At 54.1% G+C, this 24,849-nt stretch carries 26 protein-coding genes; 21 read left to right on the plus strand and 5 right to left on the minus strand.

Going from position 1 to position 24,849, the window contains the following annotated elements:
* Nucleotides 1–44 precede the first annotated feature (44 nt).
* From K1558_RS29640 to K1558_RS29650, 3 genes are all read left to right on the plus strand, one after another.
* Complete coding sequence (locus K1558_RS29640; RefSeq protein ID WP_238655581.1) at nt 45–554, plus strand: SMI1/KNR4 family protein; 510 nt, start codon at nt 45–47, stop codon at nt 552–554.
* A 360-nt stretch (nt 555–914) separates the two neighbouring features.
* Nucleotides 915–1,229 carry a hypothetical protein gene (locus tag K1558_RS29645; RefSeq protein ID WP_238655582.1) on the plus strand — a complete coding sequence of 105 codons (315 nt, stop codon included), beginning with the start codon at nt 915–917 and terminating at the stop codon, nt 1,227–1,229.
* Nucleotides 1,230–1,299: 70 nt separating this feature from the next.
* Nucleotides 1,300–1,443, plus strand: a complete 144-nt coding sequence (locus K1558_RS29650; RefSeq protein ID WP_238655583.1) for a hypothetical protein — start codon at nt 1,300–1,302, stop codon at nt 1,441–1,443.
* Nucleotides 1,444–1,466: 23 nt separating this feature from the next.
* Here the strand turns inward: K1558_RS29650 and K1558_RS29655 are convergent, their stop codons facing one another.
* Nucleotides 1,467–2,345: a LysR family transcriptional regulator gene (locus K1558_RS29655; RefSeq protein ID WP_238655584.1), complete on the minus strand. Its 879-nt coding sequence runs from the start codon at nt 2,343–2,345 to the stop codon at nt 1,467–1,469.
* Nucleotides 2,346–2,486: 141 nt separating this feature from the next.
* Between K1558_RS29655 and K1558_RS29660 the strand changes: the two genes are divergently transcribed.
* The gene (locus K1558_RS29660; RefSeq protein WP_238655585.1) at nt 2,487–3,329 is read left to right on the plus strand and encodes a hypothetical protein; all 843 of its coding nucleotides are present in this window, start codon (nt 2,487–2,489) and stop codon (nt 3,327–3,329) included.
* Nucleotides 3,330–3,354: 25 nt separating this feature from the next.
* Entirely contained in the window at nt 3,355–4,521 is a 1,167-nt protein-coding gene (locus K1558_RS29665; protein ID WP_238655586.1) for a DUF7832 domain-containing protein, read from the plus strand.
* Nucleotides 4,522–4,545: 24 nt separating this feature from the next.
* Here the strand turns inward: K1558_RS29665 and K1558_RS29670 are convergent, their stop codons facing one another.
* Nucleotides 4,546–4,821: a hypothetical protein gene (locus K1558_RS29670; protein WP_238655587.1), complete on the minus strand. Its 276-nt coding sequence runs from the start codon at nt 4,819–4,821 to the stop codon at nt 4,546–4,548.
* Nucleotides 4,822–4,959: 138 nt separating this feature from the next.
* Between K1558_RS29670 and K1558_RS29675 the strand changes: the two genes are divergently transcribed.
* The 8 genes from K1558_RS29675 (at nt 4,960) to K1558_RS29710 (ending at nt 12,903) form a co-directional block, all read left to right on the plus strand.
* Nucleotides 4,960–6,282, plus strand: a complete 1,323-nt coding sequence (locus K1558_RS29675) for an SMI1/KNR4 family protein (RefSeq protein ID WP_238655588.1) — start codon at nt 4,960–4,962, stop codon at nt 6,280–6,282.
* Between the two features lie 54 nt (nt 6,283–6,336).
* A complete protein-coding gene (locus K1558_RS29680; protein ID WP_238655589.1) occupies nt 6,337–7,881 on the plus strand; it encodes a class I adenylate-forming enzyme family protein in 1,545 nt (514 codons plus the stop codon).
* A 12-nt stretch (nt 7,882–7,893) separates the two neighbouring features.
* The gene (locus tag K1558_RS29685; protein ID WP_238655590.1) at nt 7,894–8,790 is read left to right on the plus strand and encodes an NAD-dependent epimerase/dehydratase family protein; all 897 of its coding nucleotides are present in this window, start codon (nt 7,894–7,896) and stop codon (nt 8,788–8,790) included.
* Entirely contained in the window at nt 8,783–9,760 is a 978-nt protein-coding gene (locus tag K1558_RS29690; RefSeq protein ID WP_238655591.1) for a phosphotransferase, read from the plus strand. Before K1558_RS29685 ends, K1558_RS29690 begins: the two co-directional genes overlap by 8 nt.
* Nucleotides 9,761–9,953: 193 nt before the next feature.
* Nucleotides 9,954–10,355, plus strand: coding sequence for a collagen-like protein (locus tag K1558_RS29695; RefSeq protein WP_238655592.1), 402 nt, complete (start codon nt 9,954–9,956; stop codon nt 10,353–10,355).
* Between the two features lie 76 nt (nt 10,356–10,431).
* Nucleotides 10,432–10,701 carry a hypothetical protein gene (locus K1558_RS29700; RefSeq protein ID WP_238655593.1) on the plus strand — a complete coding sequence of 90 codons (270 nt, stop codon included), beginning with the start codon at nt 10,432–10,434 and terminating at the stop codon, nt 10,699–10,701.
* Between the two features lie 140 nt (nt 10,702–10,841).
* Nucleotides 10,842–11,429 (plus strand): TetR/AcrR family transcriptional regulator, encoded by a 588-nt coding sequence (locus K1558_RS29705; RefSeq protein ID WP_238655594.1) that lies wholly within the window; start codon nt 10,842–10,844, stop codon nt 11,427–11,429.
* A 76-nt stretch (nt 11,430–11,505) separates the two neighbouring features.
* The gene (locus tag K1558_RS29710) at nt 11,506–12,903 is read left to right on the plus strand and encodes an MFS transporter (protein ID WP_238655595.1); all 1,398 of its coding nucleotides are present in this window, start codon (nt 11,506–11,508) and stop codon (nt 12,901–12,903) included.
* Here the strand turns inward: K1558_RS29710 and pdxR are convergent.
* On the minus strand, nt 12,898–14,328 hold the full coding sequence (pdxR, locus tag K1558_RS29715; protein ID WP_238655596.1) for a MocR-like pyridoxine biosynthesis transcription factor PdxR: 1,431 nt from the start codon (nt 14,326–14,328) through the stop codon (nt 12,898–12,900). The genes K1558_RS29710 and pdxR overlap by 6 nt on opposite strands.
* A 150-nt stretch (nt 14,329–14,478) precedes the next feature.
* Here pdxR and K1558_RS29720 point away from each other — a divergent pair, with 150 nt between their 5' ends.
* The 3 genes from K1558_RS29720 (at nt 14,479) to K1558_RS29730 (ending at nt 18,471) form a co-directional block, all read left to right on the plus strand.
* Nucleotides 14,479–15,027 (plus strand): pyridoxamine 5'-phosphate oxidase family protein, encoded by a 549-nt coding sequence (locus tag K1558_RS29720; RefSeq protein ID WP_238655597.1) that lies wholly within the window; start codon nt 14,479–14,481, stop codon nt 15,025–15,027.
* 465 nt (nt 15,028–15,492) lie between these two features.
* On the plus strand, nt 15,493–16,701 hold the full coding sequence (locus K1558_RS29725; RefSeq protein ID WP_420800481.1) for a leucine-rich repeat domain-containing protein: 1,209 nt from the start codon (nt 15,493–15,495) through the stop codon (nt 16,699–16,701).
* 222 nt (nt 16,702–16,923) lie between these two features.
* On the plus strand, nt 16,924–18,471 hold the full coding sequence (locus tag K1558_RS29730; protein WP_238655599.1) for a malate:quinone oxidoreductase: 1,548 nt from the start codon (nt 16,924–16,926) through the stop codon (nt 18,469–18,471).
* A gap of 97 nt (nt 18,472–18,568) precedes the next feature.
* Here the strand turns inward: K1558_RS29730 and K1558_RS29735 are convergent, their stop codons facing one another.
* Nucleotides 18,569–19,717 (minus strand): MFS transporter, encoded by a 1,149-nt coding sequence (locus K1558_RS29735; RefSeq protein ID WP_238655600.1) that lies wholly within the window; start codon nt 19,715–19,717, stop codon nt 18,569–18,571.
* A 136-nt stretch (nt 19,718–19,853) separates the two neighbouring features.
* Here K1558_RS29735 and K1558_RS29740 point away from each other — a divergent pair, with 136 nt between their 5' ends.
* The 4 genes from K1558_RS29740 (at nt 19,854) to K1558_RS29755 (ending at nt 23,286) form a co-directional block, all read left to right on the plus strand.
* Nucleotides 19,854–20,744, plus strand: a complete 891-nt coding sequence (locus K1558_RS29740) for a LysR family transcriptional regulator (RefSeq protein ID WP_238655601.1) — start codon at nt 19,854–19,856, stop codon at nt 20,742–20,744.
* Nucleotides 20,745–20,807: 63 nt separating this feature from the next.
* Nucleotides 20,808–21,593: a MerR family transcriptional regulator gene (locus K1558_RS29745; protein ID WP_238655602.1), complete on the plus strand. Its 786-nt coding sequence runs from the start codon at nt 20,808–20,810 to the stop codon at nt 21,591–21,593.
* Complete coding sequence (locus K1558_RS29750; RefSeq protein WP_238655603.1) at nt 21,590–22,240, plus strand: GNAT family N-acetyltransferase; 651 nt, start codon at nt 21,590–21,592, stop codon at nt 22,238–22,240. Before K1558_RS29745 ends, K1558_RS29750 begins: the two co-directional genes overlap by 4 nt.
* Nucleotides 22,237–23,286, plus strand: a complete 1,050-nt coding sequence (locus K1558_RS29755) for an alpha/beta hydrolase family protein (protein WP_238655604.1) — start codon at nt 22,237–22,239, stop codon at nt 23,284–23,286. Before K1558_RS29750 ends, K1558_RS29755 begins: the two co-directional genes overlap by 4 nt.
* On the opposite strand, the gene K1558_RS29760 is transcribed toward K1558_RS29755, so the two are convergent.
* The gene (locus K1558_RS29760) at nt 23,240–24,157 is read right to left on the minus strand and encodes a helix-turn-helix transcriptional regulator (protein ID WP_238655605.1); all 918 of its coding nucleotides are present in this window, start codon (nt 24,155–24,157) and stop codon (nt 23,240–23,242) included. The two genes, K1558_RS29755 and K1558_RS29760, sit on opposite strands and share 47 nt — an antisense overlap.
* 99 nt (nt 24,158–24,256) lie before the next feature.
* On the opposite strand from K1558_RS29760, the gene K1558_RS29765 reads away from it, so the two are divergent.
* The gene (locus K1558_RS29765) at nt 24,257–24,733 is read left to right on the plus strand and encodes a VOC family protein (RefSeq protein ID WP_238655606.1); all 477 of its coding nucleotides are present in this window, start codon (nt 24,257–24,259) and stop codon (nt 24,731–24,733) included.
* The last annotated feature ends 116 nt before the right edge of the window (nt 24,734–24,849 follow it).

The following is a 24,849-nucleotide window of genomic DNA, read 5'->3' on the forward strand; positions in this document are numbered from 1 at the left end:
AGTTTCCATTTTTTTAAGCGGATGGGCAGGTGTGGCATTTGGACATGAATGATGGAAAAGGAAAAGCTCAACTTAGGGAATTTATGACTTGGGCCGAGGAGCAGGGCTGGGATGTACAGAGGAAATCCGGTTCTCAGCTACATTTAGATAGCGGGATTACTTCCCGATATAAAGGACTGCCCGATGAGTATTTAGAATTTCTAGAGGTTGTTGAGACCTGCGTTGCGCCGGATGAGCAAACCTGGTTTATCTGTGAGGCTGAGTTTAACAATAGCGCGGAAACCGAATTCCGGTGGAATGAATTTGAAATGCTTAGTTTGGAAGCCGCAGCGGGCGATCCAGCTTGGGAGTCTGAGATTACGGCCTGGTGGGATCATCATTTGCCAATCGTAATGTCTGTGGAGGATGGATATTCCTTCTACGCTATTGACTTAACAACAGACAGCGGGGCTATTGTCCGTGGAGTTGAGCCTGAGTTTGAAGAGGTGGAGAAGGTAGCCGATTCTTTCGGGGAGTTTCTGGCCTGGCTGATGACGAATTGGAATAGACTGTAAGATGCAAGAAGATCAGAACCTGAGGGATAGGCTCTGATCTTTTTTTGTATGCATTGAAAGAGTACGTGGACCAAATGCATGTGAAAAACCGAATACAATGGGGCCCTTTAACTCAATTTCTTGCTTCAACCCTGCTCCCGGCCCCGGTCATACTCTATTTCAACCATTTTAATAAAGTCGGAGGGGGCGATTTTTAGGCCTCTGCAAAGCTCAAATATTTTGGTAACAGACGGCTCGTTGCGGCCGACCTCAATCATCCATTATCATTCTGTTATAATTGCCACAACAGATAAAGTATTCAACAAAAAGTAAATATAATACATTTTATGTGGTCATCATTTAGCTTAAGGAGGCTAACCCGTGCGCCCATTTATTCTGAAATCTTTTAATCCGGATATTCTGGTAGAGATGATTGAAATGGCTCATATGCGCGGAATTGCTTATCTGGAGAAAGAAGAATATGAGCAGGCCGAGGCTTGGGTTGATATGTACGCTGAGCTTGGGTGGATGGAAGGACTGGATGATAAAGGGCTTGAGGTGGTGGCTGAATTTCGTTTCTTGGCCCAAACTATCAGGTATGCCATCGATTTAATGTCAGGTAGGGTTGACGCTCTGGATTCATATGTAGATTTCTTGCGGGAGAACCCGGAATCAAGCGCATTATTATCGTTTTAGTCATCAGATGGCCTTGTATAAAGCACGGACGGGACAAAGAGGTGAGGCTCTTACACAGGTGGTGGAGACGGTGAGAATTGCCCATCACACTGGAAAAGATAATTATATTGGACAAAGCCTGGCTCTTTTTGAATGGTTGCGTGATACCGCTGCAGAAGAGCAAATTCAAGAGATCCGGGCAATTGTGCATGAGGTTTGGTACAACAAAGCTTGAAGAACAAAAAAACTCCTCTTGCATCAGGCAGGAGGAGGAGATTCTTTGGTTTGAAGCCCCACCATCTCCATAAACCTGCACATTGCACTGGAGAGCACGGCGTTGCGGCGGTAGATCAACCATACCTGCAGCTTCCGGTAATCTTCGGGCAGGCGGTGGGAGGTGATTCGTCCGGCCTCTTCTGCCTTGCGGATCGAGGACTTCGGCAGGAGGGATACGCCGAGTCCGGCAGATACTCCGTTCAGAATCATTTCCAGCGTGCCGAACTCCCGGATCTGAACCGAGTGCATCCCGCTCTCGCGCAGGAAGCGCTCTGCTTTGACCCGATGCGTACATCCTACGTCGAAGAACAGCATAGGCTTTTGAAGTAATTCTTGGAGCCCGCTTCTCCCCGGTTCAGCAATGAGCACCAGCTCCTCCTCGTATGCCGCAACATGCCCGATATCCGGTTGATCAACCGGGCCATAGACAAAAGCGCCGTCCAATTTATAATCAAGCACCTTGTGCAGCAGGTCATGCGTTTCACCCGTGATGAGCGACAGATGGACATCGGGGTAGCGGGAATGGTAATCGGCGATCATCGTTGTCAGATGAATGACCGCTGTCGTCTCAATAGAGCCAATCCGCAGCGGGCCGGCCGGGTGCTCGGAGTATTGGGTTGATTTTACAGCCTCATCCATTAGCATTAGTATAGCATCCGCATATTCCAGCAGGTTCTCGCCCGCAGGCGTTAACGTCATTCCCCGGTTGGACCGGTGGAACAGCGGGGCCTTAAGCTCAGCCTCCAGGAACTGAATGCGGCTGGTCACATTGGACTGTACATAGTTCAAGGCTTGCGCCGCCTTCGTAATCGTACCCTCCCGGGCCACAGCCTGAAAAATCCTCAAATCTCCACTTTCCATTGCGGTGTCACCTTCTGTATATCATAATCTAGGGTAGTACCTTCCGATGCTGATCATTGTACTGAATTCCATCCTTGATGACAAATCCGGCACCCGTAAGGGGCCGCCTGGATTAATGATCTCTTACAGGGAGTGAGTTAAATGGAGCGCCGCAAGTTAATAAATGCATACAACAAAGAGATTCGAACCCTCCAGAAGAAAACCGTATCCAAAGAAGAACTCAGAGAATGGTATGCCTTAATTAAAGAAAGCATCCAGGACGATATCAAAGACGGTTACAAAGAGACCATTGCCAGAAACCTGACGCTTGGAATCGGTGTACATAGCGGAGATTATCCGAAAAATCTGATTCTGAACGGGCAACAGGAAGGGTGGAGGTATGTTACCCGGTTTCTGTATTGGGAGGAGCATATTCTGCGGAGGCTGTTCAAGTATAAAGAGGTCTCTTCAAGAACGATAGGCAGTATTATCGGGCTGGCCTTGTTATGGGAGATGAAGGAGCTGGCGCAATTGGCCAGGGATTATTTTCAGATGATTTTGGAGGAAGATGCGCAGCGGTATGCCCATAAGGAGACGCATCATTTGTTTATGGCGTTATTACATGACTTGTTCGTCACGGAGCAGATCAATCAGGAGCTGTATCTGGTGCTGCCGGAGCAGCATGTGTACCGGAGACTTCTCGATCACTGGCTTACCACGGATGAAGAGCTGCTGGGCAGCCTGCTGGGTGAAATCTGCGATTACCATATCTACAGCTCACTGGATCTGACCCATAAATTCGCAGAAATTCTCTGCTTGAATTACATCCCTTATGAAGTCCGGCTTATCCAAAAAATGAGACAGGCCCGGGGACTAACCTCCGTTACAGCAGAACACCCGCTGCTGGCTACTCCGCTTGCTCAAATTCCTGAACGCAAAGTAGAGTGGGACTTGGCGGGCGATGAAGTGTATCAATTTTTATTAAAAAGGGAAGCCGGGAGCTAGAGCTGGTGGCAGAAAGGAGACTCATATGGCATATGATCGTATAGATTGGCATTCCGGCGGGGATTATCCTGCAGATCTGCCGGAAGAGAATGGCGGGATTCATATCGGTATGTTTCTGACTTGGGCGTTCAGCCACGGAATGGCGGGCGAAGGTCACCTTGAGGAGTCGGCGGAGGCACTGAAACGGCTGAAGCAGCGTGAGCTCACAGGGCTGGAATACCTGGTGGAGTATTGTGACGGGAAGTTCTGGGATGAGGATCTGGACGAGCGCGGCAATGCCTTCGCCACTGATTATTACGACGGTCAATCGGCGTTCGCTGCTCAGTATGGAAGCTATCTTAATGATTATTGTGAGGTCTTCAACCGCCAGGCGGCTGAACACGGGCGCGAATACCCCACTATCTATCATGTAGAGAACACCTGGGCGAATTATGACCGCCTACAGCCCCTGCTGGACAAACGTTATGCCCAGTGGGAAGTTTGGTCTGAGGACCCGTCCCACCGTAAGCTCGATCCCAAAGCGCAATTCCTTCAGGCCTGCCAGCAGACCGGAGAACAGTTCCTCCAGGCAGAGGGCTTCAAATCCAATAAGGCGGGTACAGTATGGAAAAAAACAGCGGCCGACAAGGACACCGTGTTCGAGTTATCCTTCCACCCGGAGTCATACAATACCCGCACCGATGTGCGGATGACGGTGAACCTGCGGATTGCCAGCAAGCAGCTCAAAAAATGGACTGCCGGGCAGGCCGGCAGAGGGGACGATACTGTTCTGTTCGGCTCGCTGCGCAGACCGCAGAAATCGTCAAGCGCCATCGTCTGGCAGATTGCCGGCTCACAGCTGGATTCCTCCCTGCACGAGATCGGTCAGATGATCGGGGAACGTGTGCTGCCGCTATTCGAGCTGTTCGCAGACCGTTCCCGTGCACTGGAGCAGCTTGCCGCCTGCGGCGCAGGATTCCCGGGCATCTGCGATGCTGAATCCGGTCCGCTGGCTTACCTGCTGTGCTTCGGCACAGGGGAGCAGGCCCAGCGCTTCTTCGCCCATTACTTCAGCAGCCGGCCGTCGCCTTGGCGCCGGAATATTCAACAGACCTACAAGCGGTTACAGGAGGGAGAAGCCTGGGACTATTCCGCCTATTTCCGTGAGAATGATATCAAGCTCGCGTTCAAGAACGGCCTGGTTATCCCTTGATGCTATAGACGGGCAGCAGGGATGCTACCACACCCCGAAGCCCGGATCATACTCCCGGACGGCTGAATAAATCCCCTCTACGATACGGGGAAGGTCTTCTTCCGGGTAGCCATAGTCCTCGGGCATAGCCTGCGGGGGAACAATAGCAGTAACGCTGCCGGGGTACAGCTCAATCTTATGCTTTTCCAGGCCAATCTCGAAAGAATCCTTGAAGGTCAACCCGTCATGGGCCAGAAAAAAGTACATGTCATGTATATCATCCTCTTCAACGATGAGCACACCTTGTTCGTTCAGCTTCATGCGGCTAACCCCCTGTTCGAATAGTGTTGTATCTATTATATCGGATCGGGCAGGGAAAATGTACCAGATGTGTTATGCTGTAAGACAATCGGCCGGGCGATTTTGTAACATTCTTTCTAACCTGCAGGAGGGATCATCATGGAATTAGAGAAGCAGACTGCGCAGCTGGAACGGATCAAGACGAAGCTGGGGCAAGCCCTGCGTAAGGATGCGGAGTTCGCGGAATTCGGTGCCTCTTCGCATCAATATAAGCTGAAAAAGAAGCTTACAGCAGGCAAGCTGGCGGACTGGGAGACACAATATGGGATCAAGCTTCCTGAGTCTTTTGCCGGGTTCCTGACAGAGCTCGGGAACGGCGGGGCCGGACCGTATTACGGGATCTATCCGCTTGCACAGGCCACCTCCTATACCGAGCTTCCGGCCCTTCAGGGGCAGGCGGCGCTTCATCCGGAGATGACCCCAGAGGAATGGAATCTCTTGACGGAGCCTCTGACGGGCGAGCGGGACATCCCGGATGAAGAGTACGAGGAGGCCAGAAACAAGGCGCTTGGCGGAATGCTGTGTATCGGCACCCAGGGCTGCGATTATGAGATGTATCTCGTGCTGGAAGGGGAGCACCGGGGGAGGATTGTGTATACTTCGGAGTTTTATCCCGACCACCCGTTCTTCTTCGTCTATGAAGATAACTTCCTGGACTGGTACGAGCGTTGGCTGGATGAGATTATTCTGGATTATCACAACCCATGGTTTGGCAGCAGGCTGCCGGGTGACGAGAATACGCTCATTCAGCTGTACCAGAACACCCCTGACGGGAAGCTGCAGGTCAAGGCGCTGGAGGCCATGTTCAAGTTCAAGCGAATCGCCCCGACCACCCTGGAATTCCTTAACAATGTGGCTGAGCAAAGCCCCCGGGATTCCAAGACAGCCATCTCGCTGCTCTGCAAAACGTCCTTTGCGGCGGGCAGGCCCTATCTGCTGAAGCTGCTGCAGTCGGATGACGCGGAGGGAGCGCTGCACGCCTTAATCATTCTGAATACTCACGGCAACAATCAAGACCGGACCGAATTTATTCCGCTGATCCGGCAGCGGCTTGGGCACATTGACGATGCAGAAACCCTGCGTTATGCAGGTTATATCCTCAAAGACTGCGATGCTGTGAGCTTCAGCGACTTCGCACCCTTCCTGTGCCATGCCAGCCTGGATATGCAGACGACCGCGGTCTATGCTGTGAGAGATTGCCGGAACAAGCAGGAGAACTGGGAGATCATTGCACAAATGTTCCGCACTGGAGGAACTGAGGCGGTGCGCAGCAGCATTTTATATTGGGGTGTTATTCCGCATGAGAAGCTGCTGCCTTACTATAAAGCGATATGGCCGGAATACAAAGGCAATCCTAACTTCAGGGAGAAATTCGCCGCCTGCTTGCGGGAGCTGCATTTGCCGGAGGATTATTTCGGCTGACAAGTTAGCCCGGATCAGCATATAGCAGGATAAACATTCTTGGAGGGTATACGTATGCTTCTTTCAGAAATATTGCCCCATGTGGCCCGGTTACAGCCAGATCACTATGCTACAAAGTACAGAAATGAGTATCTGACCTATGAACAGTTACTGCATCAGGTGAGCTGTGTGGCGGGAGGTCTGAAGGACTTGGGAGTAGAACCCGGTGAACGGGTGGCGCTTGCAGGTGATCCATGCCCATATCTTGTGGTTGCAGAATGTGCCGTAATTGCTATAGGTGCCATTCCAGTTACGGTTTTTCCAGGTTTGGCTCCTGCCGAGATGAATCAGATTCTTGAAGATGCAGCCCCAACCGCTATCGTGTATGATGCAGATCATCCGGGAATAGCGCCTTCTTTTTCAGCGTCCAGTATAGCTTTTACCATCACGTTCAATCCGGTCAACGGCGGCCTGTCCTTGGAAGATTTAATCGTGACTGCCCCTCCATTAACAGAATGGTACACAGCACAGCCGGATGACATTGCGCTTCTGATTTATACCGGAGGTACGACGGGACGCTCCAAGGGAGTAATGCACTCCCATCGTGCGATTAGTAGGTGGGCCTTCATGAGCCCGGCAAGAGGCGGAGGGCATAATCCGGCCAAAAAATCGCTAGTCCCCAATCAAGCCCATCTTACCGGACAATTTATTCTTTGGACAACTCTTTTTGAAGGGGGCTGTCTCATTTATCCGGACTCCTATCCGCTCAAGGCTAAAGAGGTCATAGACATTATTGAGCGTGAGCAAATCAGATTTCTGGGAACAGTCGGACTCCTGTTTAGGGATATTACTGCCTTGGCAGGCAACCGTTCCAGCAAAGTCGGGTCTGTGGCAGGCATATCCTGCGGAGGTGCTCCGATTAGTGAGAAGACCTTGCAGCAAGCTCTGGAAGTATTCCCTAACGCACAGATCTCCGAGGTGTATTCACAGACAGAGAGCGGCCAATTTATCAGCTTTTTATCTGTACAAGAGTGTCTTGCAGAGGGGAAGCTGCACCGGCTGCAATCGGTCGGGAATCCATCCCATATGGACCGCTGGGGCCAGAAGCCTTTTGAAGTGCGTATAGTCAATGATTCAGGGCAAGATGTAGAGCAAGGAGACATTGGCGAGATTATATGCCGAAGTGAACAAATCATGCTTGGCTACTGGAACAACCCGCAAGAGACGGACAAAACCATCCGAAATGGCTGGCTCTATACGGGTGATCTGGGCAGATTGGATGAAGACGGTTATCTATACCTTGTGGACCGGAAGAAAGACATGATTATAGTGGGGGCTTCTAATGTCTACTGCTCTGAAGTGGAACAAGCAATCAGCGCACATCCTTCAATCCTTGAGGCTGCTGTTGTAGGAATGCCCCTGCCGGATGAAGGTGAAGAAGTCACTGCGGTAGTTGTACTGAAGCAGGAGCAGACGCTTGCGCTAGAGGACCTGCGACAATTCTGCGGTCAATACATAGCGGAGTATAAGTTACCCACCCGTTTAGTGATTAGCCAGTCACTAGCCAGGACCTCCGTAGGCAAAATGGATAAGAAGGCGATAAAACAAACTATTTGCTAAAGGAGAATCTTCATGAGACTTCGTGATAAAGTCGTTCTCGTAACAGGCGTTACGGGCACGGCAGGAGATAAAATAGCCAGAAGATGTGTTGCCGAGGGAGCGGAGGTCAAAGGGTTTATCCGAAATAGGGACCAGATCGCGTTATGTGAAGAGCTTGGCATTACACCTATACTGGGTGACTTGACGGACAGGGCCCCTATCAGGGCCGCGCTTGAAAATGTGAGCGTTATCATTCACGCTGCCGCTTATCTGGGGGCGGACCGGGCGCTTGCTGAGGCATCCAATATTAAAGGGGTACAAAATCTGGTTGACGGCGCTGTATCTGCGGGAGTGGAGCGCTTCGTGCATATTTCTACGGTATCGGTCTATGGTCATTTTGATGGAGAGGTGGAACTGGATGAGGCAAGCAGCCTTGCCTTCGGCCACGGGGAGGTATACATTTCAACCAAATGTGAATCGGAACGGATTGTGCAGGCTGCAATGGCTAACGGGTTGCCAAGTGTGATTCTGCGTCCTGGAGTGATTTGCTCTGAATCCAATTCGTATTGGGGCGACCGGCTGATCGCTAAGCTTGCTGATTCCGCGGAAGTGGACTGGATTCATCCGCAGGATTTGACGCCCTGGGTCCATGCGGACAACCTGGCTGAGATGTGTGTACTGGCGGCGGCGCAGCCTGCGGCTGTGAACCAGTGCTACAATGCGATTGACGGAAATTATCCGGAAAAGGATTTTACGATGCGTATCGGGCTTGCCCTAAACAAGAAGTTCATTATACCGGGCGGAGACCCCATAAGAACGGCGTATAGCTGCGATAAAATAAAAAACGGGCTGGGCTACCGCCCGGTCAAAACGTTCGAGGAGACCGTTGTCCGGCTGGAGCAGCAAGCTAGGGGAGAGCAAAATGTATAATAAACCGAAGGCCATGCGTTCCGTTCTAGACCCGAAGTATTTAGAATATTGCCTTAGTCCTCTGTATGACCTTGGAGACTGGAAGAGTTGCCTGTTCTGGTTACGCGGCTTGAACGATACTTACAGAATCCGTACCGGCAGCGGCACTTATATTCTGCGGATCTACCGCCAATCGATAGCTGAAGGTGATGTTGTCTATGAATTGTCCCTGCTGACACAGCTGGAACACCAACTGAGCGCAGTGAATACAAAGGTTTCCGTTCCCATCCCTCAAAAAAACAGCAGCTTATATACGGTCATCGATGCGCCGGAGGGTCCGAGAATTGCCGTGATTTACAGCTATCTGACAGGAATTGAGAACGTACTGCATGATGAGGAATCATGTGTCTCTTTCGGACAATCTGCTGCTGAATTGCACGCTGCCATGGACAGGGTTTCTTTAGATTTGCCTAGACCGGATCTGGATGCCCAAGCTCTGATTCTTCAGCCGCTGGAACGTATTGTGGATTATCTCGGTGAGGGACATCGCTCTGCTGCGTACCTGCGTGAGTTCGCCGGTGCATTAACGGAGCGGATCAACGCTGCTAGTCCGGGCCTGGACTGGGGCATCTGCCACGGAGATTTACACGGGAACAACAATGCCTTCCAGGAGGGTGATACGTTTACGCATTATGATTTTGAATGGGCGGCACAAGGATGGCGTGCCTACGACCTGGCTCAGGTCCGGCATAGAAAACGTCTGCCTGAGGAGAAGAAGGAACCGCTGTGGCAGGCGTTAATGTCAGGCTACCGCTCGGTCAGAGACTTTTCTGAACAAGATGAATCTGCGATTGATCTGTTTATGATTGCCCGCCGCTTGTGGGTAATGGGGCTTGATGTCGAATTCATCAGTGACAGCGGTGCGCTGGATTACACGGAGGACTGGCTGGAGGAGTTCATTAGTGAATTCCGCTCTTATGAAATAGTCTGATGATCCGATATTTAAAAACGGACAGAGCTTCCAGATTACTACGGCCGGGTGAAAAAAGAGCTATAGTGCGGATTGCTCCCCCTTAGGTCGAATGCCTATAAAAGCTCTCTGCAGATAGGCATCCGCCCAGGCATCCTCTCCGCGAATGCATATGATGATTATGCCTAATGAAACGAGAGAGGAGCGATTGGATATGGGATTCTTACCAGTGCCGGGAGGCGGCGGAGGGTTTCCGGGAATACCGGGGTTGCCAGGCGTACCAAGTGTGCCGGGAGGACCCGGATTCCCCGGCGGAGGACCCGGAGGATTTCCGGGAACGCCGGGAGGTGCACCGTCAGGGGTGCAGGCGCCGAGCTCGCCTCCGCCGCAATTCGTACCGCAGGCTCCCGCTGTTTCCACCTTTGCTGTTGACCCCGGGGGGATTAGAGGCTGCCTGTTCCGCAATACGTATGTCTGGCTGAATAACGGCGAGCAATTCTGGTTCTATCCGGTATTCGTCGGGCGGACTTCGATTGCCGGCTTCAGATGGAACGGCTTTTTCTGGGGATACTTCGGCATTGATCTGAACCGGATTAGCTCGTACACCTGCTTCTAGGCTGACCTTTCTCCCTGTTTGGCCTCACTTGTGCTGGTTAAGTATACAGCAAGACAACTAGACAGGGAGGTGTACCATGGGCAACCTATGGATGGCATTCGTCTATCCCGGCAGCTTCTTGAGCCTGCTCGGGTTGGTACTACTGATCATTGGTTATCAGCGGCGGCGCACAGGCCGGCGTACCCGTCTGGAGAGTATCACCGCCCAGCCGGGCCCGCCGGCACCGGGAGGACCCGGTACGGCATCGTTCCAGCGGGAGGTCCGCTATTCGCTGATGGGCGGCATTCTGCTGGGGCTGGGATTGCTTGTGTTTGCTGCACTGGGCGTTACTTCTCTCGTCAGCTAGGACAAGCGTATGGAGCTGGCAACGGCTTAAGCGATAGCATGCAGTACGATACACCTTGCTAAAATAAGGAGCAGGGTGTATTCTTAGGTTAAAATGTCAGTTAGCACTGACAGCCAATTTTTGAAATGAGGAATACCATAATGGAGAACAAATCATTAAGTACCGATGATAAGCTCCTCGCCGCTGCTGTTGATCTATTCGCAGAGAAGGGCTACAAGAGTGTGACCACCCAAGAGATTGCGGCGGAGGCAGGCTTGAGCGAGAAGACGCTGTTCCGCAAGTTCGGAACTAAGCTGAACCTTCTGGAGCGGGCCTTCGACCGGTATCATTATACCGAGGATATGGCCAGGCTGTTCAATGAGCGCATTGTTTGGGAGCTTCATACCGATCTGCTGCTGGTCAGCCGGACGTATCATGAGATTATGAACCGCAACCGGAAGATCAATAGGATATTTATCAAGGAAGGGGATCAGCTCCCCGGATTCAAGGAGTATAGCAGAACTGCCCCGGAGCAGCTGATGCGTCATCTGACGGATTATTTCAAGGCCATGACTGAGCAGGGGAAGCTGATTCCCGGGAACCCGAGAGTGCAGGCTGTGCAATTTATGGTGATGAATTATGGTGCATTCCTGAACAATCTGGACGATGAGGGAAATTTCACTTCGGTGTCGCTGGAGGAATTCATTACGGCCAGTGTTCAGACCTTTACTAGGGCTTTCACACCCTAGTTGTTTTTTTGAATGAAATGACAGTAAGTACTGACTGACTCAATAGGATGAAGATATGGAGAGAGGAGTATCATCTATGAAGAACCTTGCTGTAACCCCTACTGCTAAAGGGAATATTTTAATGCGCGCGCTCGTTTTTATTCTGGTGATCTCATCAATGAATGCGAATATGTTCAATATTGTGCTGCCGACGATTAGTAAGCAATTTGAATTATCGCCATCCCAGGTGAGCTGGGTCATTACCAGTTATATGATTGTTTATGCTGTCGGTGCGGTTACTTTTGGCAAATTGACGGAGAAGTACCGGCTGACGGACCTGCTGACGTATGGATTGCTGCTCTTTGTACTGGGTTCTCTGGCCGGCGTTGCCGCCACCGAATATTGGATGATTATTGTGGGCCGTGTAGTTCAGGCAGGCGGGGCTTCGGTGATCCCTGCTATGGCGATGATTATTCCGGTCCGTTATTTCTCCCCCGAGAAAAGAGGCCGTGCGCTGGGGACGTCTGCCATCGGGATAGCCTTGGGCACAGCGCTGGGGCCTATTATTGCCGGTATGGTTATCAGCGTCTGGAGCTGGCGGATTCTGTTCCTCATTCCGTTGCTGTCGCTGCTGGCACTGCCGGTCTACCGCAAATATCTGCAGGATGATGAATCAGGGAAGGCGGGCCGGATGGATTGGCTTGGCGGCCTGTTGCTGGCTGGGGCGGTAACGGCTATCCTTTTGGCGCTAACGAACGGGAGCTTCCCGTCTGCGCTGGCAGCGGTTCTGATGCTCATCCTGTTTATTCTGCGTATCCGCTCCGCTGCGGCTCCGTTCATCCAGCCCGCTATTTTCCGCAATAAGCAGTATTCGGTCACCCTGATGATTACCTTCTGCATTACGGGCATCAGCTTCAGCTCTCCGTATCTCATCCCGCAGCTGCTGGCGCTTGTAAACGGCCTGTCTCCTGCCTATATCGGAATCGTCATGCTGCCCGCCGCTATCGTTACCTCGGTGCTGGGCCGCAAGGGCGGCAAGCTGGCCGATGAGCACGGGAATCCGCGGCTTGTGTATACGGCGGCATTGCTGTTATGTATAGGCTTCCTGTGTTTGTCTTCAGTCGCTGGAGGCTCTGCGGTTCTGGTCTCCCTCTCGCTGATCTTCTGTGTGCTGGGCCAGTCGTTCATGCAGATTGCGATGTCCAATACAGCCTCGCGGACATTGACCCCGGAGCAGACTGGAGTGGGAATGGGACTGTTCTCCATGCTCACCTTCATCTCGGCAGCTGCATCGACGGCGGTCCTGGGCAAGGTACTCGACTCTGATTCCCCGGCAGCGGCGTTCAATCCGATACCGGGGAATCAGGCTGCCTTTGTGTTTAGTAATATTTTTGTGGTGCTTGCTGTTCTGGTTATTGTGCTGAGTATAGTCTATTACGTGCAGTTTGGACGCAAGGATGGCAGAGCATCCGAGACGATAAGCAGAGGCTTATAATACCAGACCGGCCAGCCGGTGAATCCCCTGCCCGATTAAGGCTGCATCCACCTTGGCGAACCCCAGCACCCATCCCTTCCGGCGGCTCTGAAGGCAGTAATGCGCAAGCGGGTATACCCGGATTCCCTGCTCCAGAGCTAACCGGGTCACGGCTTCCTCGTCATCATCAGGTTCAGCCTCAAGGAAGACATGCAGCCCCGTCTCTGCTCCGCTGAGGGTGAACCGCTTCCCCAGACCGCTGGCGGTGATCGCCTTGGTGATGGCCTCGTGTCTGCGGCGGTACACATTGCGGACTCTGCGCATATGGCGCATGAAATGCCCCTTCTGGATGAAGTGGGCTAGGGTAAGCTGGTCCATCACCGGAAGGTGGCGGTAGGTCAGCTCTTGTACCCGCGCCAGCTGGGCAATGGCCCGGGCTGGGCCGACAATCGCTGAGAGGCGTATGGCTGGGGCGATCATTTTGGAGAAGCTCATCAGATACAGCGTATTATTCGGCGCCTGGCTATAGAGGGTGGGCAGCGGGTCGCCGCGGTAGCGGAATTCACTGTCATAGCCGTCCTCTATAATCCACCGCTGCTCCTGTACAGCCTGATGCAGCAATTGCTGCCTGCGCGGCTCTGACATCACCGAGCCTATGGCGCACTGGTGCGATGGGGTTACGAAGACCAGTCTGGATTCCGGGTGGATCTGGTCAACCACAAGACCATGCCCGTCTACAGGGACAGGAGCTACGTGCATCCGCCGGTAATTCATCGCCATCCAGGCCGCTGGGAAGCCGGGATCTTCCACGGAGACGGTATCCCCTTCCGTGAGAAGCGATTGAGCAATCAGATCCAGGCTGTGTTGAGCGCCTGAGGTTAACAGAATCTGATTAGTCTCAATCCGTATGCCCCGCTCAAGCAGTAAGTAACGCTGAATCTGTTCCCTGAGCGCCAGGAGACCATACGGATTGCCATAAGACCAATCGGCTACATCCATTGCAGCGGAGGCGTGCAGCAGCGATTGCCGCCATTGGCTCTGAAAGGTCCTGTCCACATACGGCTCATGAGGGGTGAAGTCGATCTCCACCACCTGAGACTGCTGGCCTCCGAACCAGTCTTGCAGCTGATCTACCGCCGAGTTCAACAGGGGCAGAGAAGGAGGAACGGGTCCTTCCGGCAGGGTCTCCCGGGTTGTCTGGATGGCCGGATTCCAGTGGCTGACCCGTGTGCCGCCCCGCCGGGAGGTTACGGTATATCCTCTGCTCAGCAGCTCTTCGTAGACGAGCTGCACTGTGGAGCGTGAGACTCCGAGCTGCTCGGCGAGCTCACGGGTAGGGAGCAGCAGTTCGCCTGGCTTCCAGATACCCTGTGTAATATTATGAATGGCCTGATTCAGCAGCTGCTGCCAGATCGGACTTGGGTCGTTGCGGTTGACGAACATCATGAGGAATCCTCTCCCGGTTGTTGTTGCGGTACAGTGTCTTGAATATGGATTGGTTGAAACTATGCTCTTTGGATATTTTAGCACAGTCCATTCGTTGATATACTACCGAATAACGTATACGCGGAGGACGCGGGGAGGAGAGGGTTCGGGATGAATCCGGTTCGTTACAAGGTGAGGGAATGTAAGGATGAGGCGAGGATTGAACTGTTTTTGCGGCAGGCGAGAATTGGGTTTCTGGGATTAGTCGACGGGAATCTTCCCTATGTGGTGCCGCTGAACTATGTGTGGATGGACGGAAAGCTGTATTTCCACGGGGCCGGGGATGGAAGACGCAATCAGGTGATGAGTGAGAATGCAGAGGTATGCTTCACGGTCTGTGAGGAGTATGGGACGATCACGAACCCCGTGCCCGCCAAGACGGATACCGCCTATATGAGCGTGATGGTCTTCGGACAGGCAGAGCCGGTGACGGATCTGGATGAAGCTACGCAGGTCCTGCAGGAGATGATGAACAAATATGTGCCCGGTTACTATAACCGGCCGTTGTCCAAGCAGCATGTCGAGAAATACCGGTCAGCAGTATACGGCGGGCCCGTGCAGGTCTGCCGGATCACTCCGCAGCATCTGACAGCCAAAGAGAATCCGGTTGAAGCGGAGAGCATGTACAAGGCAGGGACGAATGAAGGGCAGAGCGTGTGATTGCTGCACGGCAAACTAAATAGAGAATGAGCGCCCTGGGCCGGTAACGGCCCGGGCTTGTTTGTGTTGTGGTCCAGGCGGAATGTATGTGGAAAAGCGAACACAAAATGCTCGGTGTAGGCGAGTGGACCAAATGTAATCGGAAAACCGATTACAATGCGCTCGGTGTGGGCAAGTGGAGCAAATGTAATCGGAAAACCGATTACAATGCGTTCGGTGTGGGCGAGTGGACTAAATGTAATCGGAAAACCGATTACAATGCGTTCGGTGTGGGCAAGTGGAGCAAATGTAATCGGAAAACCGATTACAATGCGTTCGGTGTGGGCGCGCGGACCAAATGTAAGCGGGGATAGAGGGCCGGCAAAGTTGCTGTCAACCTCAGGATATCGTATGGTTAAGGGAGCAGAGTGAAAACAGTTACAGTATAAAGACAGCAGTTAAGCTGAAGCAGAAAGGATGAAGCAAATGACCAAGGATCACCACGCTCAATCCCCGGCGCCCCTTACTGAACCCGGACGTTATGTCCTTGATCTGACGGGGCCCGGCAGCCACACGCTTGAACGCAAGCCTGGTATGGGCAGTTTATCGATCGGCCCCCGGGAGTCGAAGCCGCCGGCAGAGGTGCTGGTCGCTGCGGATGAGCGCATCAACTGGTCGGCCTTTGAGCCCTTCGCCACCCCGGCCGGCTCGCCCTGGCCGCGTTATATAACCTATACCGGCGGTGACACGGGCTTCCTGGAGTGGGCGGAACGGCGGCCGATTGAGAGTATAAGCTGGACCCCGGTGCTGCCGGAGGCTGTACGCTTGGACGGTAGCCGGGCAGATATCTATAACCTGGGTATTAAGCTGGGGCCTAAGGCAGCGGGACAACTTAGCCTGGTCCTGCCGGAGAAGCTGTACAACCTGAGCCTGTCCGGCGATCTGACCCGCATCTCGGCCTCCGGCCATCTGCCGACTACTCTGGCCTTAGTACCGGATATGAGCCGGCGCAGGAGTGATGCGCCGTACCGCCTGCCGGATCTGGGGGAGCTGCAGGGTGTGACTCACCTGACGCTGAATAGCCCGCCCTTGGGCCAGCCCATCTCGCTGGACGGCCTGGAGCGGTTCCCGAATCTGGAGTCGCTCAGCCTGTGGGGAAGCTTCTGCGATCTGGAGGCGCTTGCCCGTCTTAAGGAGCTGACCACCCTGGAGCTCCGTTTCATGCCGGAGCTGGAAGGCTTGCCTTCCCTGGATACGTGGCCGCTGCTGGACCGGTTCGTTGCCTATAACGTTGAGGAGGCCGTAGGCAAACGTCTGCGGCAGCAGATGAAGGCGCGCGCCAAGGTCCGCCCTTGGGATGATTATGCCTCCATAAGCCAGCTCAGGAAGCCGGAGTGGTGGCTGAGCGAATACGGCCGCCCGTTCGCGGCCTGGCCGAAGCGTCTCGCGAAGCTGGCGAACGAGGCTTACGATACAGCACTGGCCTCAATGGCGGAAGCCCGCACTCTTGCCGATGCGGAAGCGGCAATTACCGTGTTCACCGAGCGCTTCAACTCACTGAAGGGCATCGAGACGACGGAAAGAGAGGATCTGGGCGAAGCGGTATGGCAGCTCAGCCAGTCCAAGCACGGAATCGGCCAGCCGATCCCGGAGGAGACCGCCCAGGGCTGGTTCGACGCTGCGCGGGATTATTGAGCTGAAGCAGCAGGTCTTAGCGTAACGGCTGGAAATCGCCTGGAAATCATCGGTTCTTATAAAAATTAAGATAAATCTTAAAATTTATATCCATTAGTGATAAACTAGGGTCAAGGATCATCCATAACGGTGCGTGACCCGGTCCGTGCCGGCTGGCTGTGGCGCCTGAGCAGGAGTGCCTGCATCCTTCCTGCAAATCGTAGGGAAGAAGGACGGTAGAAAATGAGCAACCAACAATCCAAAACAGACGTTATTTTAATTGGTGCTGGAATCATGAGTGCAACACTTGGTTCAATGCTGAAGGAATTAGTTCCTGACTGGAAAATAACCGTGTTTGAGCGGCGTTCGGGTGCGGGAGAAGAGAGCTCCAATGAGTGGAACAATGCGGGAACGGGGCATTCTTCACTGTGCGAGCTTAACTATACTACTGAGCAGCCGGACGGATCGATTGACATCAGCAAGGCAGTTCAGGTGAACGAGGAATTTCAGCTCTCGAAGCAGTTCTGGTCCTATCTTGTGAAGCAGAAGCGTATAGAGGACCCGCAGGATTTCGTCGTGCCTGTTCCGCATATGAGCTTTGTTGAGGGGCAGAAGAACGTCACGTTTCTACAAAAAAGATTTGAAGCGCTTTCAGCTCATCCGCTGTTTCAGGGGATGGAATTCACGGACGATCCGGCGAAGCTGACGGAATGGATTCCGCTGATGATGCGAAGCCGGAACGTGAGCCAGCCGATTGCGGCAACCCGGATCGATTCCGGGACTGACGTGAACTTCGGGGCGTTGACCCGTACGCTGTTCAGTCATCTGCAGAGCAACAACGTCGATATCCGGTACAACCATCAGGTGCAGGACATTAAGCGTACTGCGGACGGCTCCTGGGAGCTGAAGGTGCATAATGCCGCTACTGGCGCGGCCGAGCGCCATACGGCTAAGTTCGTGTTCATCGGGGGCGGAGGCGGCAGTCTGCATCTGCTGCAGAAATCCGGCATTCCGGAAGGCAAGGGAATTGGCGGCTTCCCGGTGAGCGGGCTGTTCATGGTCTGCAAGAAGCCGGAGATCGTAGCACAGCATCATGCCAAGGTGTACGGTAAGGCTGCGGTAGGCGCGCCGCCGATGTCGGTGCCGCATCTGGACACCCGGGTCATTGACCGGCAGGAGTCGTTGTTCTTCGGCCCGTTCGCCGGCTTCTCGCCCAAGTTCCTGAAGTTCGGCTCCATGTTCGATCTGATTACCTCCGTCAAGCCGAATAATCTGTTCACTATGCTCGCAGCAGGGGCCAAGAATATGCAATTGACGAAGTACCTTATCGGTCAGGTCATGCTGTCGAAGGACCAGCGTATGGAAGCGCTTAGGGAATTCGTTCCGGAGGCGAAGAGTGAGGATTGGGAGCTGGTAGTGGCAGGCCAGCGCGTACAGATCATCAAGGACACCGCCGCCGGCAAAGGCACGCTTCAGTTCGGCACCGAGGTCATCAGCAGTGCTGACGGCTCGATTGCGGCCTTGCTGGGCGCTTCGCCGGGAGCCTCAACCGCTGTATCGGTTATGCTGGAGGTCATCGGCAAATGCTTCCCGCAGCATCTGAAGGAGTGGGAGCCGAAGATCAGGGAGATGGTTCCATCCTACGGAATCTCCTTATCGGCCAATCCGAAGCTGCTTAACGAAATTCAGGCCGCAGCAGCAGAATCACTCGGTCTGGTGACAGGAACCGAAGGCGGCCAGCCGAACAAGCCGCATAACCATGAGCCGCCGATCGCGGTTAACCATTCATAGGCAGAGGGAGTGATTGGCAGATAACCCGACAGCTCCCTTATAAACATAGAGGCCACCCCGCCTGGGGATGGCCTCTTAGCTTGTAGTATGAAGGTAATCAAGCCTTACGGACCTTGAACAACCACATGGCCAGAATCCAGGCCACCGCTACAGCAGCGAGACCCGCCCAGTTCAGGTGGAGCACCGAGGTACAGCTGATCACGAAGCCGCCTAAGGCGGAGCCGAGTGCGAATCCGAACTGGATGAAGGATGTATTGACACTCAGCGCCATATCCGGGTTCCGGGGAACCAGGGTAACCAGCAGGAGCTGCTGCGCCGGGGAGATGCTCCAGGTCCCCAGCATGAAGATCATCAGCACCAGGATGAGCACGGTCACATGGACACCCGCCAGGGAGAACAGGATGAGCATGATTCCTTGGAGCAGAAGTCCCGTAAGGATGGTGAACTTCGAGCCTTTGGCATCGGCCAATTGTCCGCCTAGCTTGGACCCCATGAAGCTGCACACCCCCGCCAGGAACAGAACGCCGCTGATTTCAGTGACAGACAGGGAGGATGCGGCTTGCAGGTAAGGGGTAATATAGGTGAAGAGTGTAGCGTAACCCCCAACATATAACAAGGTGACCGCCAGCGCGGTGACAATCCGGGAATCCTTCAGCACGGAGAGCTGCATCCGTAAGGTTACGGCTTCTTTTTCCTGAATGGCCGGGACCTTGGCCGAGATGATGAACAGCGGCAGCAGGCTCAGCACCCCGATGATGACGAACAGAGTCCTCCAGCCAAACTGTTCACTGAAAAAAGTACCCGCAGGAACGCCCAGAACCAGCGAGCTGCTGAGTCCCATCAGAATAATGCCAATCGCATTGCCTCTCCGCTCCTTCTCCACCAGCCGTGTGGCCACGGCCATAGCGACTACAGTCGCAATTCCCCCGCTTGCCCCTTGAATGATCCGCACGCCCAGCATCGCCTCATACGGCAGGTTCAGCAGCATCAGCCCGTTGCTGGCAATGAATATGCTAAGGGCCGTCAGCAGCAGCTTTTTGCGGTCCATATTAATGGTCAGTGCAATGAGAACCGGTGCAATAATGGCTGCGGACAGCGCAAATACCGTCACCATCAGCCCCACCTCGGAGGTGGATACGCCAAGCTCTGCGGCCATCATCTCAATGACACCGGTAATAATATATTCAATCGTCCCGATCAGAAAAACGGCAAGCGCCAGAATATATATCGTCAATCGGTTATTCAATTTCGTTCACTCCTTGTCCATTCATCACGGAATCGGCCGCCGTTCTTGTCATCACTCTACGATGCTGCTAAGGTTAAGTCAAAGAAACGTTTCTGAACGGAACGTTCATTTTTTTTGAACGAAGGAGTGAGATGTGATGGAATTACGCCAGTTGAAGACCTTTTATACGCTTGCTTCCACGCTGAACTTCACCCGCACCGCTGAGGTGCAGAACTACGTCCCCTCTACGGTTACCATGCAGATGAAGGCCCTGGAGGAAGAATTAGGTGTGAAGCTGGTAGACCGGCTGGGCAAAAGCGTGACCTTAACCGATACCGGCAAAAGGTTCCTGCGCTATGCAGACAATATCCTGTGCATGGTGGAGGAGGCGCAGCACGCACTGAAGCAGCCCGGTGAGCTGACGGGTACCCTCGTGATCAGCGCAGATGAGACGTTATGCACCTACCGGCTTCCCGCTGTGCTGCAGCGGTTCCGGCAGCTCCATCCCGGAGTCCGGCTGATCTTCCTGCCGCTGGTGAGTCCAAGCCTCCGGCAGAGCCTGCGGGACGGGGATGTCGATGTCATCTTTATGCTGGATGAAGTGAAGGGCGAGAGCGGATTTTGCGGAGAAAAAATAAGGGAGGAACGCTTCTGCCTCCTGGCCGCCCCCGATCATCCGCTGGCGTCGCGTCCGGCGCTGGCCATCCGGGATTTCCACGGCGAGACCTTCCTGCTGACGGAGCAGGGCTGCTCCTACCGCATCTTCTTCGAGCGTAGCCTGTCGCAGAAGGGGATGGCCGGCATTACGGAACTGGAATTTCACAGCGCAGAGGCGATCAAGCAATGTGCGAAGCTGGGCATGGGTATCGCCATCCTGCCGGAAATGGCTGTGAGGGAGGAATTACAGCGCGGGGAGCTGGTCTCCCTGCCGTGGGATCTGACCGCCGCCTCGTTCGCCACCCAGATGTTCTGGCATGAAGAGAAGTGGCTTTCCCCGGCAATTGAGGCTTTTTTAGAGCTGGCCCGGAACATGGAATCCTCCCCTTGACCTTAGGTCAGACCTAAGGTGTATTGTAGAGCTAATCCAAGCCGCATCCGGGGAGTGACTGTGATGAGAACTGAAATAACGATTAGTGAATTGGCGAAGCTGATGAATGTGTCCGTCCATCAGATCCGCTATTTCGAGGAGAAGGGTGTTCTTCAGCCTGCCTATACCGGGGAGAACCAGTACAGGATGTACAGCCTGGCGCAGGTGTATCAGCTCGCGCATATCCTGCTGCTCCGCAAGCTGGAGGTTCCGGTGCAGGCCATTAACGAATGTATGCACTATAGCACGGACCAGCAACGCAAGCTGCTGGAGCATTCTCTGGACGGAATCGAACAGGAGCTGAAGCGGCTTCAGGAGCTGCGGCAGTGCATCCGCAAAGTTCTGCATGAACAGCAAAGCTACAGCTCTCAGGCAGAGCCGTTCCAGCGGGGGGCGCAGCCTGAAGTCCATCTCTCCCGCTTGATGAAGCTGAAGCCGCATAGTCAGCTCAGTGCGTCATTGCTGGCGGAGCAGGCGGCAGGCATACCCAATCTGTTCGAATCGGATATTTATTATGTGGCAGATGAGCAGGATACCGTGACCTTATATCTGGAGGTGCAGGCCCTTGGCGATCTGACGCTGCCGGGCGGGGAGTACCTGATCTGCCACTGTGTGATTCAAGAGGAGGAGCTTGAAGAACAGTGTGATCATTTCTTGACCTATGCGGCTGCACAAGCGATCAAGCTGGCCGGACCCCTCGTGGCGATTGAACGGTCGTATCTGTCGCTGTTTGCTCCGGGTAAGCTGCATTATGAGCTGAAGGCGCTGATTCAGCCGGGAGCACCTGTCGAAGGTGCGGCTTCCTTATGAGTGAAGCCCCAATTACAATAGAGCCGATGCAGCCCCGGTATAACCGGCCGGTAAGCCGGCTGCTGGCACAGGCGTTCCGGGCCAAATTCCACAGGCGGCTGCGCCTGAATGAGGCTGTACTGGCTGAAGGTCTGGAGGCGCTATTCGAATATGCTCCGGCTGGACCGTTCTCCCCCAGAAGCGTGGCCGTGCAGCAAGGTGAGGTGATTGGCAGCATCGGGATCAAGTATAAGTCTGCGGCAGACCAGGAGGTAAGGGGCAAGCGGCTGCCTTCGTTATCCGCCGTATCCCGTCTGCTGGGCAGAAGGGGCATGGTCCGAATGCTGACCGGTCTGGCTGTACTTGAACATTACCCCGAGACCGGCGAGTGCTATATTACCGATCTTGCGGTTCATCCGGCCCACCACAGTAAGGGAATAGGCCGGATGCTGATCGGCTGGGCCGGTGGGGTTGTGGCTGCCGATCCCGGCCTGGACCGCCTCAGCCTGCATGTTGCGGCCAGCAATCCGCGGGCCAGACAGCTCTATGAGCGGCTGTTCTTCCAGACAAGTGCCTGTCACAACAGGCAGCTCCTGCACTTATTATTGGGCGAGCGGGTATGGGAATACATGGTCCTGGTCCAAGAAGGGGGACAGATACAGAAATGACGAGGAACAAGAAAATTTGGATTTATTTATGTGTGGTAGTGCTTTTGCTGGTTGGCGGGGCAGGAATGTATGTCGTGCAGCAGAACCGTTTTGCGATGGTAGAGCAGGCCGTCCAGATTGATTCGCCCGCAGGCCAGCTGACGGGGACGCTGGTGCTGCCTAAGGAGTCTTCCGCTTCCGGCAAGCTGGGGTTAGTTCTCTTCATCCACGGGGACGGACCGATTAATGCCTCGCATGATGACGGCTACAAGCCGCTATGGGAGCGGTTAGCCAGCCTGGGGTATGCCTCCTTGTCCCTGGATAAAAGGGGAATCGGCGGTTCCGCAGGCGATTGGCTGGACCAGAGCATCGACGACCGGGTGGAGGAGGCGCGTGAAGCGATTGCCTGGGCCCGGAAGCAGCCGGGCATTGACCCGGACCGGATCGGGGTGTGGGGCGCCAGTCAAGCCGGATGGGTGATTCCCAAGCTGGCCGGTAAGGAGCCGCTCGCCTTCAGTATTCTGGTATCCCCGGCTATTAACTGGCTGCGCCAGGGGGCTTACCATACGCGGCAGCAGATGCTGAAGGACGGGCGATCGGAGGTAGAGATTGCAGCCGAAGAGGCGGCTAACAACGGGGTTCGGCAGCTTCTGGCGGGGAAGGCCAGCTACGAAGATTACCTGGCAGCGGTGACGGAGGATGACCCGATGACGCGGGAGCGGTGGACTTTTGTCAGCAAAAACTATCTGTCGGATGCCGGGCCGGACCTTCGCCAATTCAATTCGCCTGTGCTTCTGCTGCTTGGTGAACAGGATATCCATGTCGACTGGCAGGAGACGGAGCGGGTGTACCGCAAGCGGATCAAGCCGGAGCTGCTGACTGTGGCCGTCTTACCGGAAGCCGAGCATTCGATGCTGAGCCGGAAGACAGCGGACTCCAGCCTCCGGGCACTTATGATCAGTCTGTTCGCCCCCCGGAAGATCACCGTTCCGGGCTATATGGACCAGATTGAGGATTTCCTTAAGAAGTCTTATAGCGGCTCACCATTTCCAGCAGGTAATCCGTGAAGGCCTCCACATACGGCCCTGGCGCAATCACCGTCAGACGGGTGCCGAACCCGGCCAGGAATTGGTATCCGACCGGGTGCTGCGGGATGTGGAACGTAGCCAGGAGCTGTTCTGCGTCGTAGGGTTCAATGCTCTTGCGGCCAAACCGTTCAATGAATTGATCCTTGACCGACTGCGCGATCAGTGCCTTCACTTCAGTTAACTCCGGTGGAACCTCAGATTTATACGTCTGGTCCAGCATCTCTGCTCTAGGGCTGAAGGTCTGTTCACTCTGCTCCAGCTGCTCCATCCGGGAGAGCTTGAACATCCGCGCGCCCATCCGCTCCAGGCAGAAGCCCTTCAGATACCAGCTCGATTCACTGAAATGAAGCAGGTAAGGCTCCACCGTCCGTGTCGTCGGGGTGCCTGATCGGTCGGTGTAGGCGAAAGTCAGCAGCCTGCGTCCGGCGATGGCTTCCTGACAGAGCCTCAAGGCTCCGGCAAGCTCCGCGCGGCCCGCCCAATCATAGAAGGATAGCTGAACCGATCCCCTGGAAGCGGTGGGATTTACCATCGCTTCTATTTTGCGGAGCGTCATGGCCACCTCCTCGCTGATCAGGAGCTGCTCCAGCCCGCCGAGCGCAGCCAGTATATTCTCCAGGTCTGCACTGCTCAGCAGGCGCTTGTCCACCTTGTATTCCTCCATAATGCCGTAGCCGCCCTGCACGCCGGGAGTGGCGTATATAGGAATATGCGCCAGGCTAAGCGTCTCCATATCGCGGAGAATCGTCCGTTTGGACACGCCGAATAATTGAGCGAATTCAGTGCTGGGCACAATGTCTTTTTTGAGCAGAATCATGATGATGGTAATCAGCCGTTCGACCTTGTCCATCCGCTTCCCTCTTTCTTGATGTGAGTATGAAACGGTGACATACAGCCGTCACCTATCGTGTATTATACTACATTTATCTTATGAAGGAGGTTATGCTCAATGTCAGCGATTGCTTATCTTAATTTCGATGGTGTTGCCGGGCAGGCAATTGAATTCTACACAGAGGCTCTACAGGCCACCCAGGTGAAAAAGGTCCAATTCGGAGATATGCCGCAGGACCCGAACTATCCCCTGTCTGAGCAGGAGTCAGTGATGATTATGGAATCCTCTATCGAATTCGCAGGCGGCACAATCATGATGTCGGACCTGCTGCCCTCCATGCAGGCGGTAACGGGACCGCTGGTGAAGGGAAATGCCATGCTGATCAGCCTGGTGATGGAGGACAAGCAGAAGCTGGAGGAGTACTACAAGGGCCTGTCTGCAGGCGGACATGTCATCATGCCTTTATCCGCTACACCCTGGTCTTCATGCTTCGGAATGCTGGTGGATCAGTATGGCGTGGGGTGGAAATTCAACAGCGATGCCGAGCAGTTCCTGGATGCGATCATCGAGAGGAATGCAAGTAAATTGCAATAATGGGATGAAAAACGCGGTTTGCAAAATTTTCTGCGCTGACGCCCTGAATCGTTGAAGGATTTAGCCTGAATATATGGAAAGATAGGAGTACCTGAGACCGGTCTAAACCATATATT

This window comes from Paenibacillus piscarius, from assembly GCF_022234545.1.
Lineage (GTDB): Bacteria > Bacillota > Bacilli > Paenibacillales > Paenibacillaceae > Paenibacillus_AQ > Paenibacillus_AQ piscarius.